A 13,552-nucleotide genomic window follows, 5' to 3' on the forward strand; every position below is an offset into this window, starting at 1 on the left:
GTCGGTAGCGGGGGCAGCATGACAGGGAACGGCATGAAACGACGGATCGGCTATACGATCGCACTCTGGGCGGCGCTCGGTGCAACCACCGCACAGGCGGCGACACCCTGCCTCAGCGAACCGGAAGCGGAAGCGCTGATGATCACGCTGCTACCCGACGTGATCAACGCGGCGGGCACGGCATGTGCGGCAAGCCTGCCCCCGCAGGCGACGTTGCGCGGCGGATTGCCGGCATTGATCGGCCGCTACCGGGTCGAGGCGCCTACAGTCTGGCCGCAGGCGCGCACTGCGCTGGGCAAAGTGATGGGCGAGGAGATGAAGGGCGTCGATCCCGCATTGATGCGGCCACTGATCGGCGCGATGATGGCGCCGATGCTGGCCAAGGAGATCAAGCCGGCGGACTGCCCCAAGGTCGACCGGGTCGTGAGCCTGCTCAGCCCCCTGCCCGCGCGGAACACCGCCGGGATCCTGGTGCTGCTGTTCACGCTCGGCACCCAGGGCAAGCGCGACAAGGCGCCGTTCACGATCTGCCCCGTGGTGCCGCAGCCATGATCGACAGCATCCTGCCCCCCGAACTCGTCGCAGCGGCGCGCGAAGTGGTGGAGCGCAACCTGGCGATCGGCCGCCGTGTCAGCGTCGCGGAAAGCTGCACCGGCGGGCTGGTCGCGGCGGCGCTCACCGAGATTGCGGGTTCGTCCGAGATGTTCGAATCCGGATTCGTGACTTACTCCAACGACGCCAAGCACGACGTCCTCAAGGTCAGTTCGGATGTGATCGACACGTTCGGTGCGGTATCCGTGGCGGTTGCGTGGAGCATGGCGCAGGGGGCGCTGGAACAGAGCGGCGCCGACGTCGCGGTGGCGATCACCGGAATCGCCGGCCCGGGCGGCGGATCCTTGAAGAAGCCGGTCGGCACCGTGGTGTTCGCGCGCGCCGAAAAGGGCGCCGATCCGGGTAACATCACCGCCGACCGCAAGCAGTTCGGTGATCTCGGCCGCGGTGGTATCCGGCTTCAGGCGGCCTTGTGCGCGCTGGAATTGCTGCTGCCGCCAGAGGAAACGGCAGAAGAGGCGTAGAGCACGGCGGCACGCTCCTCGAACGCGCCGATCATCTTGCGCAGCGCGCTGCCGAACACCTGGCCGGCCAGCATCTCGAACACGCGATTCTTGAACGCGAAATCGACCGTGAAGTCGACGAAGCAGCCGGCATCGCCATCGGGCCTGAACGTCCAGTCGTTACGCAGGTATTTCAGCGGCCCGTCGATATAATCGACCGACAGGTGATCCGGCCGCTGCTTCTCGACCTTCGAGGTGAACGTCTCGCGCAAGCCCTTGAACCCGACGATCATGTCGGCGACCATTTCCGTGTCGCTGTTCGATCGCACACGGATCGCGGTCACCCAGGGCAGGAACTCGGCATAGCGCGAGACGTCCGCGACCAGATCGAACATCTGCTCGCGGCTATAGGGCAGCCGTCGGGTTTCGGAATGCTTGGGCATCAGCCGCGCGCGAGCTTCGCCTCGCGTGCCGCACGAAGCCGCGCGAAATCGTCGCCGGCGTGATAGCTCGACCGTGTCAGGGGCGAGGAGGCGACAAGCATGAAGCCCTTGGCGCGGGCAATCTGGGCATAGGCATCGAACGCCTGGGGCGTCACGAAGTCGAGCACCTTGGCGTGGCGCGGTGTCGGCTGCAAATATTGGCCGAGCGTCAGGAAATCGACGTCCGCGCTGCGCATGTCGTCCATCACCTGATGGACCTCCATCCGCTCCTCGCCGAGGCCCATCATCATGCCGGACTTGGTGAAGATCGACGGATCGTGCCGCTTCACGCTCTCCAGCAGGCGCAACGAGGCATAATAACGCGCGCCCGGTCGGATCGTCGGGTACAGGCGCGGCACCGTCTCGAGATTGTGATTGTACACGTCCGGGCGGGCTTCGACGATCGACTCGATCGCGGCCTGCGCCTTGTTGCGGAAATCGGGGGTGAGGATCTCGATCGTCGTATTCGGCGTGGTGGCGCGCAGCGCCTGGATCACGCGCACGAACTGCGACGCGCCGCCATCGGGCAGATCGTCGCGATCGACCGAGGTGACGACGATATGCTGCAGCCCCATCTGCGCCGCCGCATCGGCGACATTCTGCGGCTCGGCGCGGTCGATTGCCCGCGGCATGCCCGTCTTCACGTTGCAGAAGGCGCAGGCGCGGGTGCAGGTGTCGCCCAGGATCATCACCGTCGCGTGCTTCTTGCTCCAGCATTCGCCGATATTGGGGCAGGCCGCTTCCTCGCACACCGTGGTGAGGCTTTTCGAGCGCATCAGCGCGCGGGTGGCGGCAAATCCGGCAGAGGTCGGCGCTTTTACGCGCAGCCAGTCCGGCTTGCGTTCACGGGGGGGGCGGGCGAGCGGAGACATCTCGTTCATGGGTTGCATCTAGCGATGGCTTGAAGCCGTTACAACACGCGCTAGGAGGGGCTGCATGACCGATTTCACCGATCTGCTCGATGGCTATGGCCGCTTTCGCTCCAGCGAGTATCGCCGCCATCGCGAGCGCTGGGTGGAACTAAGCGAAGGGCAAAACCCGCGCGTGATGGTGATCGCCTGCTCGGACAGTCGCGTCGATCCCGCCCAGGTGTTCGACACCGTCCCCGGCGAGATCTTCGTCGTGCGCAACGTGGCAAACCTCGTTCCTCCCTTCGAGATGGGCGGCGGGCGTCACGGTGTGTCGGCGGCGCTGGAATTCGCGGTGACGCAGCTGGAGGTGCCGGAGATCGTGGTAATGGGCCACGGCGCCTGTGGCGGCGTGGGCGCGGCATTGTCGCGCCGCTTTGCCGGAGAGGCGCCGGGAGCCGGCGGGTTCATCGCGCATTGGGTGGATATGCTCGATGAAGCGCGCGACCGGATCGTGGCGCAACATGGCGACGGGCCTGAAGCAGTCCGTGCACTCGAGCTGGAGACGGTTCGCGTCTCGATCGCCAACCTGCGGAGCTTTCCGTTCGTGGCGGAACGCGAAGCGGCGGGAACACTGACGCTTCACGGCGCCTATTTCGCAATCGCCGACGGCGTGCTGCACGTGATGGACGATGTCGGGGAATTCGCCCCCGCTTAGTCCTTCTTCAACGCCTTGCGCGCGATCTTCTCCACCTCGGGATCGAGCTTGGGTGGGGCCATGTCGACATTCGCTTCGAGCTGGTCCGCGATCACGTTCAACGCTGCGATCCGCGCCGCTTTCTTGTTGTTGCCGTCGATTGCATGCCACGGTGCCCAGCGCGTATCGGTGCGGCGGAACATCTCGGCCATGGCGTCGAGATACAAATCGCGCTTCTCGCGATTGCGATAATCGTCCACGCCGGTTTTCCACCGCTTCCACGGGTGGTCCAGCCGGGCGAGCAGGCGCGCGTCCTGCTCCTTCGCCGTCGTGTGCACGAACATTTTGACGATCGTCGTGCCCGAATCGACCTGCTGCGCTTCGAACTCATTGATCTCGTCATAACCACGGCGCCATTCGGCTTCCTTGGCATAGCCCTCGACGCGTTCGACCAGCACGCGACCATACCAGCTGCGGTCGAACACGCCGATATTGCCGTCCGCCGGCAGCCGCTTCCAGAAGCGCCACAGGAAATGGCGGGCGAGCTCGTCAGGGTTTGGCGCCTTGATCGGCCAGACCTCGAAATTACGCGGATCCCAATTGCCCGTCAGCCGCTGGATGATCCCGCCCTTGCCGGCGGCATCCCAGCCCTCGAACAACACCACCGCCCGCTTCTTGTACACGATATAGGCGACCTGGATATGCGCCAGCCGCTCCTGCAGCGCGGCGAGATCGTCCGAATAGTCGCCGTCATATTTCTTGCCGGCTTCGTAGTCGGCCAGGTTGATCGTCATGCTTGGCGTCCTTTCATCCGTCATCCCGGACTTGGTCCGGATCCAGTTGGCCGGCTACGCTGCGCTTCCCCGCCCGTCACTTTCCTTAGCCGCGGGTTGGATCCCGGACCAAGTCCGGGATGACGGCGGGAATCGAGCGCCGCGGTACGCCCTATTCCGGACGAACCGCTTCGCTGACTGTTCTAGCCGCGACCGGCGCCACCGTTTTCAGGTTCAACTCCTTGAGCTGCTTCTCGGTCGCGAAGTTGGGCGCGCCCATCATCAGGTCCTCGGCCTTCTGCGTCATCGGGAACGTGATCACCTCGCGGATGTTCGGTTCGTCCGCCAGCAGCATGACGATGCGATCGACTCCCGGCGCGGAGCCGCCGTGCGGCGGGGCACCGCACTTGAACGCGTTGATCATGCCGGCGAAGTTCAGATCGACATCGGCCTGAGTGTAGCCGGCGATCTCGAACGCCTTGTACATTATCTCCGGCTTGTGATTGCGGATCGCGCCGGACGACAATTCGATGCCATTGCACACGATGTCGTACTGGTAGGCCAGGATATCGAGCGGGTTCATCGTCTCCAGCGCGTCCATCTCGCCCTGCGGCATCGAGAAGGGGTTGTGGCTGAAATCGACCTTCTTGGCGTCCTCGTCATATTCGAACATCGGGAAATCGACGATCCAGCAGAATTCGAATTTCTTGTCGTCGATCAGCTCGAGCTGCGTGGCGACACGGGTACGCGCCAGGCCAGCGAGCTTGGCCGCCTGCGCTTCCTTGCCCGCAGCGAAGAAGATGCCGTCATTAGGTCCAAGGCCGAGCGCCTCGGCGATCGCCTTCATGCCATCCTGGCCGTGATTGTTGGCGATCGGGCCGCCGAACACGCCGTCCTTCTGCGTCGCATAGCCGAGGCCGGGGAAGCCCTCCGACTGTGCCCAGCTGTTCATCTCGTCGAAGAACTTGCGGCTCTTCTCGTGCGTGTTGGGTGCCGCCAGCGCGCGGACCACGTCGCCGCCCTCGACCATCGACGCGAACCGGCCGAAGCCCGAGCCGCGGAACAGCTCGCTCACGTCGTGGATCAAAATCGGGTTGCGCAGATCGGGCTTGTCGTTGCCGTATTTCAGCATCGAGTCGCGATAGGGGATGCGCTTGAATGGCAGCGGGCTGACCTTGCGACCCTTGCCCTGCCAGTCGGCGAATTCCTCGAACACGCCGTGCAGCACCGGCTCGATCGCGGCGAACACGTCTTCCTGCGTGACATAGCTCATCTCAAAATCGAGCTGGTAGAATTCGCCCGGGCTACGATCGGCGCGCGCATCCTCGTCGCGGAAGCACGGTGCGATCTGGAAATAGCGATCGAAGCCGGCCACCATCAACAGCTGCTTGAACATCTGCGGCGCCTGCGGGAGGGCGTAGAATTTGCCCGGATGCACGCGGCTCGGCACGAGATAGTCGCGCGCGCCTTCAGGGCTCGACGCGGTCAGGATCGGCGTCTGGAATTCGGTGAAGCCCTGCCCGATCATGCGCTGGCGCAGGCTGGAGATGACGTTCGAGCGCAGCATCACATTGGCGTGCAGCCGCTCGCGGCGCAGATCGAGGAAGCGATAACGCAGCCGCGTCTCTTCCGGATATTCGTTTTCGCCGAACACCGGCATCGGCAATTCCTGCGCCGACGACTGCACCACCACGTCGCGGGCGCGGATCTCGACCTCGCCCGAGGGCAGATTGGCGTTCACCGTCTCGGGTGAGCGCGCCACCACGTCGCCGGTGATCGTCACCACCGACTCGGCGCGCAGTTTGTCGAGCATTGCGTGCGTCGGGCTGTCGCTGTCGGTGACGATCTGGGTGATGCCGTAATGATCGCGCAGATCGACGAACAGCAGATTGCCGTGATCGCGCTTGCGATGGACCCAGCCGGAAAGCTTGACCGAGGTGCCGACATCGGCGGCGCGGAGCTGGGCGCAGGTGTGCGTGCGATAGGCGTGCATGGTCGATTCCTATGAATTGCCGTCATCCCCGCGCAGGCGGGGATCCATATTCTCCGGCGTTCCAGGCTATGGATCCCCGCCTGCGCGGGGATGACGGATAAGCGGTGTGCGCTTCCCTTTCCAGCCCGCCTTTGTCAAGCCGCGCCCGCCTCGCTATGGCACGCCCATGCATATCCATCCGCTCATCACCGACAGTGCGACTCTCGCCAATCTGTGCGCCCGTCTGTCCCAGGCCGACTTCGTCTGCGTCGATACCGAATTCATGCGCGAGAACACGTTCTGGCCGGAACTGTGTCTCATCCAGATCGCCGACGTGAACGAGGCGGCGGCGATCGATCCGATGGCGCCCGGGCTCGACATGAAGCCGCTGCTCGATCTGATGACCGAGAATCAAGACGTGCTGAAGGTGTTCCACGCCGGCGGCCAGGACCTGGAGATCATCTATAATTTAACGGGCAAGACGCCCTACCCTTTGTTCGACACGCAGGTCGCGGCGATGGCGCTCGGGCAAGGCGAGCAGATCGGTTATTCCAACCTCGTCGATGCCTATCTCGGCATTGTCGTCGACAAGGGCGCGCGCTTCACCGACTGGAGCCGCCGGCCCTTGGACGCACGGCAGATCGAATATGCCATCGGCGACGTGACGCATCTGGCGGAGATCTTCCCCAAGATGCTCGCCCGGTTGCGCAAGACCGGGCGCGGCGCCTGGCTCGACCAGGAGATGGAACGGATCGGCGATCCCGCCAACTATGCCAACGATCCCGAGGAAGCGTGGAAGCGCATCAAGGTTCCGGGCCGCAAGCCCGATCTGTTGGGCCGGCTCAAGGCGTTGGCGCGGTGGCGCGAGATCGAGGCACGTCAAAAGGACATCCCCCGCGGCCGCATCGTCAAGGACGAGACGATTGCCGACATCGCTGGCCATCCGCCGCGCAAGCAGGGCGATCTGTCCAAGGTACGCGGGCTCTCCCCCGCCTGGGCCAATAACGATATCGGCGCGCGCATGATGGCCGCGCTGGATGCAGCGGTGCCGATGGACGCGGGTGAAATGCCGCAGCGCGACGATCGCAAGCCGGGCCTTGGCAAGGACGGGGCGTTGGTGGCCGACCTGCTCAAGCTGCTGCTCAAGATCCGCTCCAAGGAAATCGACGTGGCCTCGCGGTTGCTCGCGCGCAGCGAAGACCTGGAGGCGTTGGCCGCCGGCACGCGCGACGATCTGTCGATCCTGCAAGGCTGGCGTTTCGATCAGTTCGGCCGCGACGCGCTCGATCTGGTCGAAGGGCGGCTCGCCTTTGCGGTCGTCGATGGGAAGCTCAAGATGACACGTACGGAGAACATCGCATGAAGCTCGTAATTGCCGCCCCGGTCCTGCTGCTGGCTGTTGCCGGCTGTACGCAGGAGCATCCCGCTCCGCTGCCTAGCCCGACCGGCATATGCCAAGCTGAGCCGGCACAGCGCTTCGTCGGCCAACAAGCGACTCCGGCGCTGACCGACCAGGTCCAGCGCGCATCGGGTGCAGCCACCGCACGGCGGATCACGCCGGAGATGCGCGTGACCATGGAATTCAGTGACACCCGCGTAAACGTGTGGGTCGGGCTAAAGGGCGAGGCCGAGCGGATTACCTGCGGGTAATCCGTTCAGCTCCGGATAGAGGCCGCGCCATTTGGCTGGAGCGCGGCTTCGCTTCCACCTTCAATCAGCCGGATTGAAGAAAAACCAGTGTTCGTGAATCTTGCCGTCGACGATGCGCGCGGCGTCCGCGCCGCTGACGATGATCTGCCCCGGCGGTCCACCTTGCCAGTGGGTTACGGCAACGCCGTGGTGCCCCAATGTCTGGCCGATGACTTCGAATCGGAAGCCGGGCGGCATATCGGCAAGCACCCCCGCGACCACCGCTGAGATCGCCGCATGGCCTGTGACGGATCTCTCGGGCTCATAGATGATCGCATCGAAGTGGTAGATTTCATCGATCGCGGTCAGCCTTTGGCGGTCATCCCGCTCGTTCCAAACCCGTCCGATGCTCGCTTCGAGAAGTTCAGTAATCGACTGATCAGCCATGATGTCCGTTCCTCCACCCTCGCTACATTCGCCCTGCCTGACGGCGCTGCGGTTGCGGCGCGCATCAGCCCGCCACCACTGTTGCCCGCCCGACGGCATTACCAAGCGCGGCGTGCCGCCGCTCCACCGCATCGCCATACAATGCCCGGTCAGGGTCCGCCAAATGCAGCGTCACTGCCGCCATATCCTGGCTGAGCCGCGAGCGTTGCAGCGGCCCGGCCAGGCCACCACTCAGCCGTTGGCCCAGCCGCATCGCCAAACCCCAGGTCACTGCGCATTTCAGATCGTCGGCCGGTGCCAGCATCGCCAGTGGTGCAGGCGTGTTCGTGCCGCCTCCAAGGCTGGTGAACAACGCCTGCGCCATCAGCGCGCGGCCGCGCGCGTCGATCGCCACCCAATTGCCGTGGAGCGCGATCTCCACGCCGCGTTCGGCACGAAACTCGGGGTTCGCCCGCCAGCCGACATCCGCCAGCTGGCATGCGGCATGGCGCAACCGCGTCATGTCCACATCGTCGCTCTGGAACAGCGGCGCGATCCAGCGGTCGAGCAGGTCGCCATGCTCGGCGAAGCGGCCATGCCGCCGTCCCTCGTCGCGGGTTGCCACGATCAGCGGGTCCTGCGCCCGCGTGCCTGCATCGAGCGCCTCGTAGAGCAGCCCCTCGCGCAGCCCGAATGCCGAAACGACCGTCGTATCGCTGCCGAGGTGCTTGAGCAGGACGCTCAGCAGAGCGGCGCTGTCGCCCAGCGTCGTCGCGCGGCCGGACGACAGGCCGGGCACGGCCTTCAGCCATTGTTTGTTCACGTGCGCGATCGTGCGGCCCATGCGCAGGATCGACGCGGCGGGCATCGAATATTGGTGGATCACCGGCAGCGGGTATTCGCACAGATGCATGTCGAGCCGGCCGAGCGCGCGCCACGATCCGCCGACGAGATACAGCGGCACGCCTGCGCCGCCGCCGAGCCAGCCAGCATCCCTCAGGGCAGCATGCACGGTGCGCTCGAGCACCCCCGGTCCCTTTTCGCGCAGCGCCGCGATACGCAAGACGCCGAACGGAAAGGACACGCGGTCGCGCAGTTCGCCTTGCGCGATCCGTACCAGTTCGAGGCTGCCGCCGCCCAGGTCACCGACGATGCCGTCGGCATCGGGAATGCCGGAAAGCACGCCCTGCCCCGCTGCCATCGCCTCCTGCTCACCGCTCAGCGTCTCGACGTCGAGCCCGAGGTCCCGCACCGTCCGCAGCAACGCCGCGCCATTGGAGGCATCGCGCACCGCGGCGGTGGCGACGGTACGCAGGCTCGATACCTCCATCTCGCGTGCGACGGCGGCAAAGCGCGCGAGCGCCTGTTCCGCCAGGTCGAGCGACGCTTGCGGGATGGCACCGGTTTGCGCGAGCCCGCGCCCAAGACCCGCCATCACTTTTTCGTTGAACAGGATCGCCGGCAGTCGCTCCGGCCCTTGATAGACGACCAAACGAATCGAATTGGACCCGATATCGATGATGCCGGTGCGCGGTTCGGTCGGCGTGTCCGCGCGCACTTTGCGCAGCAGCGCCGGAATGCTCACGCTCAATGACCGCGCCGGAACGACAATTTGGGAACCGACTTGCCCTTCAGTGCCGCGCCGCGCCCGGATAGCGAGGGATTGGTCATGAAATAGCGGTGCAGATTGAACGGCCGCTCGCCGGGCTGTTCGCGTACATAGCTGCCATCGGCCTGCAGATCCCAGCTTTGTTCATTGTCGAGCAGATTGGCGACCATCACCTGATCGAGGATCTGGTCGTGCACCGTGCGGTTGAGGATCGGCAGCATATATTCCACCCGGCGATCGAAATTGCGCGGCATCCAGTCCGCCGAGGAGATGAACAGCTTGGCATCGTCATTGGGCAACGCCTGGCCATTGCCGAACGCCCAGATCCGGCTGTGTTCGAGGAACCGACCGATGATCGATTTCACGCGAATGTTCTCGGACAGATCGGGCACGCCTGGCTTGAGGCAGCAGATGCCGCGGATGATCAGGTCGATCTCGACCCCGGCATTGCTCGCCTCGTACAATTTCTCGATCACTGCAGGATCGACCAGCGAATTCATCTTTGCCCAGATCGCCGCGGGTTTGCCGCCCTTGGCGTTGGCGATCTCGTCGTCGATCAGACGGACGAGCCGCGGTCGCAGGTCACGCGGCGACAGGCTGACCAACTCCATCCCCTCCGGCTCGACATAGCCGGTGATGTAGTTGAACATCTGCGCGGCATCCTGCCCGATGCGGGGATCGGCGGTGAAGAAGCTGATATCGGTATAGATTTTGGCGGTGATCGGGTGATAATTGCCCGTCCCGAAATGGCAGTAGGTGCGGTACACCGAGCCCTCGCGCCGCACGACCATCGAGATCTTGGCGTGCGTCTTCCACTCCATGAAGCCGTAGACCACCTGCACGCCCGCCCGCTCCAGCGCGCTGGCCCAGACGATATTCTGTTCCTCGTCGAAACGCGCCTTCAGCTCGACCACCGCGGTCACCGACTTGCCCGCCTCGGCCGCCGCGATCAGCGCGTTGATCACCGCCGGCTGCTTGCCCGCGCGGTACAATGTCTGCTTGATCGCGACTACGTCGGGGTCGTTCGCCGCCTGCTTCAGGAAGGCGAGCACCACCTCGAACGTCTCGTAGGGATGGTGGACGACGATGTCCTTGGCCTTGATCGCCGCAAAGCAATCGCCGCCGAATTCGCGGATGCGCTCGGGGAAGCGTGGTGCGTAAGCGGGGAATTTCAGATCGGGGCGGTCCTCATCGACGATCGCGTCGAGATCGCCGACGCCCAAGAAGGCACCGCTTTCGGTGACGAAGGCGTGCTCTCCCCCCAGTTCCTCGCGCAATGCGGCGCCGAGCGCCGGCGGCATGCCGCTTTCCAGTTCCAGCCGAATGACCCGGCCGCGGCGGCGGCGCTTGATCGCGTTGGCGAAGTAGCGGACCAGATCCTCCGCCTCGTCCTCGATCTCGAGATCGCTGTCGCGCAGCACGCGGAATTCCGCGCCGCCCAGCACGTTGTAGCCGGGGAAGATCAGCGGGGCGAAATGCTTGACCAGCGATTCGACCGCGACGAACCGCGCGCGTTCGCCCGGTACTCGTACGAAGCGCGGCATCTGGCTCGGCAGCATGACCAGTTCGCGGATCGGTGCCTCGTCCGAGATGCGGACGAGATCGAACATCACCGCCAGCCCCTTGTTCGACATGAACGGAAAGGGATGCGCGGGATCGAGTGCCTGCGGCGTCAGGATCGGGAATATCTGTTCGCGGAAGTGATTCTGCAGCCAGGCGACTTCCTGCGTGGTCAGGAATTCTTCGATCGTGCGCGATCCCAGCACGTCGATGCCGGTTTCACTCAACTGTCGACGCAGATCGCGCCACACGGAGCGTTGACTCTCGATCAGCGCATCGGCCTCGGCGACGATCGCGGCGAGCTGCTGGCCCGAGGTCAGGCCGTCTGCGGAGCGACGATCGACTTCCTGGACCTGCTGGCCCTTCAAGCCGGCCACACGCACCATGAAGAATTCGTCGAGGTTGGACCCCGAGATCGACAGGAAGCGGACCCGCTCCAGCAGCGGATGCGCAGGATTGCACGCCTCCTCCAGCACGCGGCGATTGAACGCCAGCCAGGAAAGCTCGCGATTGAAATAGCGTTCGCTGCCCTCGCTGGCGGCAAACTGGTCGTCGTCATCCTCGGTGAGATGCGCGATATGGGCGGGGCGGGTCATGGAACCTCGAATGGCAGGGTTGGCGCGGGATCGATGATCATGCTGGCCTCGGTCAATGTGGCCTTTGCCAAGGGGATCGACAAGCGTTTCCGCCGTTCCATCACCGCCTGGTCGAGTATGTCGACCGCGCGCAGTAATGCCACGTGGCTGCGTTCGACGCGCGCCAGCAGCCACTGGATCAGCTCGGGCCGGGCATCCAGCCCACGGCGCAGGAACTGCCGCTCGAACAAGGCCTGCATCAGCACATCGTCCGGCGCGCCGATCCGCGCAACCGGGCTCGCGGCCAGGCGGGAACGCAGATCGGGCAGCTTGACCGTCCATTCGGGCGGCGCGGCATCGGCGATCACGATCAATGGACGATGCGCTTCCTGCGCGCTGTTCCAGGCATGAAACAGGGTGGCCTCGGGCTGGCGCTCGGCATCGTCGATCATCGTGCCACCGCTTTTGGCGGCGAAGATCCGCGCCAGCAGGCTACGACCCGACTTGCGCGGGCCTGTCAGCACCAGAGTCATTACCGGCCAGGACGCCCAATGTTCGAGTTGCTGCACCGCGCGCGCGTTGGATTCGCCGACCAGGAATTCGTCGTCGCGCGGGTCGGCAGGCCATTCGAACGGCAGTGCGATCTGCCCCCCGCTCATCCGCCCGCCGGATTGTCTGCCGCCCGGCTGACCTGGGGCGGCGCCAGCGCCCGCCGGATGCGCAACGTGGCACCGCTGCCTTGCACGATCCAGCCACGTGCCTGCAGCGCAGCCTGGAACGCCGCCGCATTGCCATCGAAGCTGACCCGCATGACGGAGACTCCGCCCAGCGCAAGGCTGCTGGTGAGTGCGCTGCGCACCCCGGGAACCGCACGCATCGCCGCCTCGGTGGAACTCACCGCCCCGGCGCCCGGCGTATCGAACTGTACGGCGACGGCGATGGTCGGCCCGCTTGTCGTAGCCGACGTGCCGGTCGGCGTGGGCGTCGCTTCCGGCTTGGGCAGCAGCGCCGCGATGGTGGTCGGCGGCGGAGCATAGACCAGCCCGGCATCCGTCGTCAGCGCGCCACCACGCAGCGCCGCCTGATAGGCTTCGTCGATCCGCTTGACGCCGGCGTCGAGCAGCGCCGGCACGCCGTCCGCCCGCTCCACCCGCAACACGAACTTGCCGACCGAGGCGTTATCGGGCCCGTGCCGCGCCTCGAACACGCCGACGACCGGCCCGCCGGGCCATTGGCGGTACAGTCGCACCGTGGGGACCAGGACGTCGATCGCGCCATATTGATCGAGGATCGTGCGCCACCACAGCCGACCCGGCCGGCCGATCTGCCCGACGTTCAGCAGCAGCGCGTCTGGGCCGGTGCCGGCCGGGCGCACATAATCGACCGTGCTGTTGCCGGTATGATAGCGCGTCCAGGCGTCCGCCCAGTCCGTGCGCTGCTCGAAGATCGTCCCCACCCCGCCGGACCATTGCAGCGGCAGGACGAGCATCGGCTGTGAGCGCTGCGACAAGCCCGCGCCGCCGAGCAGCGATCCGGCGCGCCCGCGGTTGAACAGCACGCCAAGGCGGGCAACGTAGCGATTGGGCCCGATCTGCTCGTTCTCGACGACAATTCCGCTGACCATCGCATCCAGCGTACCGTCCGACAGCGTGCCCACGCCCGCGCCAAGCCGCTGCGACAACATGGTCCAGCCCTTGCGTTGCGCCAGCCGCCATCCGGCCAGTCGCGCTGCCTCCGCCGTCGGGCCGGTTACATCGACATCGACTCCGCCGACCTCATAGCTGCCCGAGCTGTCGGCTTGTGCCATGCCGGGCGTGCTGTCCTGCGCAAGCAGCATCCCGCCGCTTGCGGCAAGCGCCAGCGACAGGGCGATGCGGATCGAATGGGGGGCGTGGGCGAACATCGCGGCCCTTTTGGCGAAGCAGG

The 13,552-nt window shown here is 65.4% G+C and carries 14 protein-coding genes; 5 read left to right on the top strand and 9 right to left on the bottom strand.

Going from position 1 to position 13,552, the window contains the following annotated elements; all coding sequences use genetic code 11:
- Nucleotides 1-33: 33 nt before the first annotated feature.
- Both NV382_RS03130 and NV382_RS03135 read left to right on the top strand, forming a co-directional pair.
- Complete coding sequence (locus tag NV382_RS03130) at nucleotides 34-552, top strand: hypothetical protein (protein WP_260599088.1); 519 nt, start codon at nucleotides 34-36, stop codon at nucleotides 550-552.
- Nucleotides 549-1,076: a CinA family protein gene (locus NV382_RS03135; protein WP_260599089.1), complete on the top strand. Its 528-nt coding sequence runs from the start codon at nucleotides 549-551 to the stop codon at nucleotides 1,074-1,076. The genes NV382_RS03130 and NV382_RS03135 overlap by 4 nt, the downstream gene beginning before the upstream one ends.
- Here the strand turns inward: NV382_RS03135 and NV382_RS03140 are convergent.
- Together NV382_RS03140 and lipA are read right to left on the bottom strand one after the other, a co-directional pair.
- Entirely contained in the window at nucleotides 1,013-1,498 is a 486-nt protein-coding gene (locus NV382_RS03140; RefSeq protein ID WP_260599090.1) for a type II toxin-antitoxin system RatA family toxin, read from the bottom strand. The genes NV382_RS03135 and NV382_RS03140 overlap by 64 nt on opposite strands.
- A complete protein-coding gene (gene lipA / locus NV382_RS03145; protein ID WP_260599091.1) occupies nucleotides 1,498-2,418 on the bottom strand; it encodes a lipoyl synthase in 921 nt (306 codons plus the stop codon). The genes NV382_RS03140 and lipA overlap by 1 nt, the downstream gene beginning before the upstream one ends.
- Nucleotides 2,419-2,473: 55 nt before the next feature.
- Between lipA and NV382_RS03150 the strand changes: the two genes are divergently transcribed.
- Complete coding sequence (locus tag NV382_RS03150; RefSeq protein ID WP_260599092.1) at nucleotides 2,474-3,103, top strand: carbonic anhydrase; 630 nt, start codon at nucleotides 2,474-2,476, stop codon at nucleotides 3,101-3,103.
- Here the strand turns inward: NV382_RS03150 and NV382_RS03155 are convergent.
- Both NV382_RS03155 and aspS read right to left on the bottom strand, forming a co-directional pair.
- Entirely contained in the window at nucleotides 3,100-3,876 is a 777-nt protein-coding gene (locus NV382_RS03155; RefSeq protein WP_260599093.1) for a polyphosphate kinase 2 family protein, read from the bottom strand. The two genes, NV382_RS03150 and NV382_RS03155, sit on opposite strands and share 4 nt — an antisense overlap.
- A 151-nt stretch (nucleotides 3,877-4,027) precedes the next feature.
- A complete protein-coding gene (gene aspS / locus NV382_RS03160; RefSeq protein WP_260599094.1) occupies nucleotides 4,028-5,848 on the bottom strand; it encodes an aspartate--tRNA ligase in 1,821 nt (606 codons plus the stop codon).
- Between the two features lie 166 nt (nucleotides 5,849-6,014).
- Between aspS and rnd the strand changes: the two genes are divergently transcribed.
- Both rnd and NV382_RS03170 read left to right on the top strand, forming a co-directional pair.
- Nucleotides 6,015-7,190: a ribonuclease D gene (rnd, locus tag NV382_RS03165; RefSeq protein ID WP_260599095.1), complete on the top strand. Its 1,176-nt coding sequence runs from the start codon at nucleotides 6,015-6,017 to the stop codon at nucleotides 7,188-7,190.
- Nucleotides 7,187-7,477, top strand: a complete 291-nt coding sequence (locus tag NV382_RS03170) for an I78 family peptidase inhibitor (RefSeq protein WP_260599096.1) — start codon at nucleotides 7,187-7,189, stop codon at nucleotides 7,475-7,477. The genes rnd and NV382_RS03170 overlap by 4 nt, the downstream gene beginning before the upstream one ends.
- 60 nt (nucleotides 7,478-7,537) lie before the next feature.
- On the opposite strand, the gene NV382_RS03175 is transcribed toward NV382_RS03170, so the two are convergent.
- The 5 genes from NV382_RS03175 to NV382_RS03195 all read right to left on the bottom strand — a co-directional run bounded on the left by NV382_RS03175 (nucleotide 7,538) and on the right by NV382_RS03195 (nucleotide 13,529).
- Nucleotides 7,538-7,903: a nuclear transport factor 2 family protein gene (locus tag NV382_RS03175; RefSeq protein ID WP_260599097.1), complete on the bottom strand. Its 366-nt coding sequence runs from the start codon at nucleotides 7,901-7,903 to the stop codon at nucleotides 7,538-7,540.
- 64 nt (nucleotides 7,904-7,967) lie between these two features.
- Complete coding sequence (locus tag NV382_RS03180) at nucleotides 7,968-9,467, bottom strand: Ppx/GppA family phosphatase (RefSeq protein WP_260600289.1); 1,500 nt, start codon at nucleotides 9,465-9,467, stop codon at nucleotides 7,968-7,970.
- Nucleotides 9,468-9,469: 2 nt separating this feature from the next.
- Nucleotides 9,470-11,647 carry an RNA degradosome polyphosphate kinase gene (locus NV382_RS03185; protein WP_260599098.1) on the bottom strand — a complete coding sequence of 726 codons (2,178 nt, stop codon included), beginning with the start codon at nucleotides 11,645-11,647 and terminating at the stop codon, nucleotides 9,470-9,472.
- On the bottom strand, nucleotides 11,644-12,285 hold the full coding sequence (locus NV382_RS03190) for an HdaA/DnaA family protein (protein ID WP_260599099.1): 642 nt from the start codon (nucleotides 12,283-12,285) through the stop codon (nucleotides 11,644-11,646). Before NV382_RS03190 ends, NV382_RS03185 begins: the two co-directional genes overlap by 4 nt.
- A complete protein-coding gene (locus tag NV382_RS03195) occupies nucleotides 12,282-13,529 on the bottom strand; it encodes a cyclin family protein (protein WP_260599100.1) in 1,248 nt (415 codons plus the stop codon). The genes NV382_RS03190 and NV382_RS03195 overlap by 4 nt, the downstream gene beginning before the upstream one ends.
- Between the last annotated feature and the right edge of the window lie 23 nt (nucleotides 13,530-13,552).

Origin of the sequence: Sphingomonas endolithica (assembly GCF_025231525.1) — a bacterium.
GTDB classification, from domain to species: domain Bacteria; phylum Pseudomonadota; class Alphaproteobacteria; order Sphingomonadales; family Sphingomonadaceae; genus Sphingomonas; species Sphingomonas endolithica.

Coding starts and splice junctions, on each gene's coding strand:
- NV382_RS03130 (WP_260599088.1), top strand. CDS start 34: ATGAAACGACGGATCGGCTATACGATCGCACTCTGGGCGGCGCTCGGT.
- NV382_RS03135 (WP_260599089.1), top strand. CDS start 549: ATGATCGACAGCATCCTGCCCCCCGAACTCGTCGCAGCGGCGCGCGAA.
- NV382_RS03140 (WP_260599090.1), bottom strand. CDS start 1,498: ATGCCCAAGCATTCCGAAACCCGACGGCTGCCCTATAGCCGCGAGCAG.
- lipA (WP_260599091.1), bottom strand. CDS start 2,418: ATGAACGAGATGTCTCCGCTCGCCCGCCCCCCCCGTGAACGCAAGCCG.
- NV382_RS03150 (WP_260599092.1), top strand. CDS start 2,474: ATGACCGATTTCACCGATCTGCTCGATGGCTATGGCCGCTTTCGCTCC.
- NV382_RS03155 (WP_260599093.1), bottom strand. CDS start 3,876: ATGACGATCAACCTGGCCGACTACGAAGCCGGCAAGAAATATGACGGC.
- aspS (WP_260599094.1), bottom strand. CDS start 5,848: ATGCACGCCTATCGCACGCACACCTGCGCCCAGCTCCGCGCCGCCGAT.
- rnd (WP_260599095.1), top strand. CDS start 6,015: ATGCATATCCATCCGCTCATCACCGACAGTGCGACTCTCGCCAATCTG.
- NV382_RS03170 (WP_260599096.1), top strand. CDS start 7,187: ATGAAGCTCGTAATTGCCGCCCCGGTCCTGCTGCTGGCTGTTGCCGGC.
- NV382_RS03175 (WP_260599097.1), bottom strand. CDS start 7,903: ATGGCTGATCAGTCGATTACTGAACTTCTCGAAGCGAGCATCGGACGG.
- NV382_RS03185 (WP_260599098.1), bottom strand. CDS start 11,647: ATGACCCGCCCCGCCCATATCGCGCATCTCACCGAGGATGACGACGAC.
- NV382_RS03190 (WP_260599099.1), bottom strand. CDS start 12,285: ATGAGCGGGGGGCAGATCGCACTGCCGTTCGAATGGCCTGCCGACCCG.
- NV382_RS03195 (WP_260599100.1), bottom strand. CDS start 13,529: ATGTTCGCCCACGCCCCCCATTCGATCCGCATCGCCCTGTCGCTGGCG.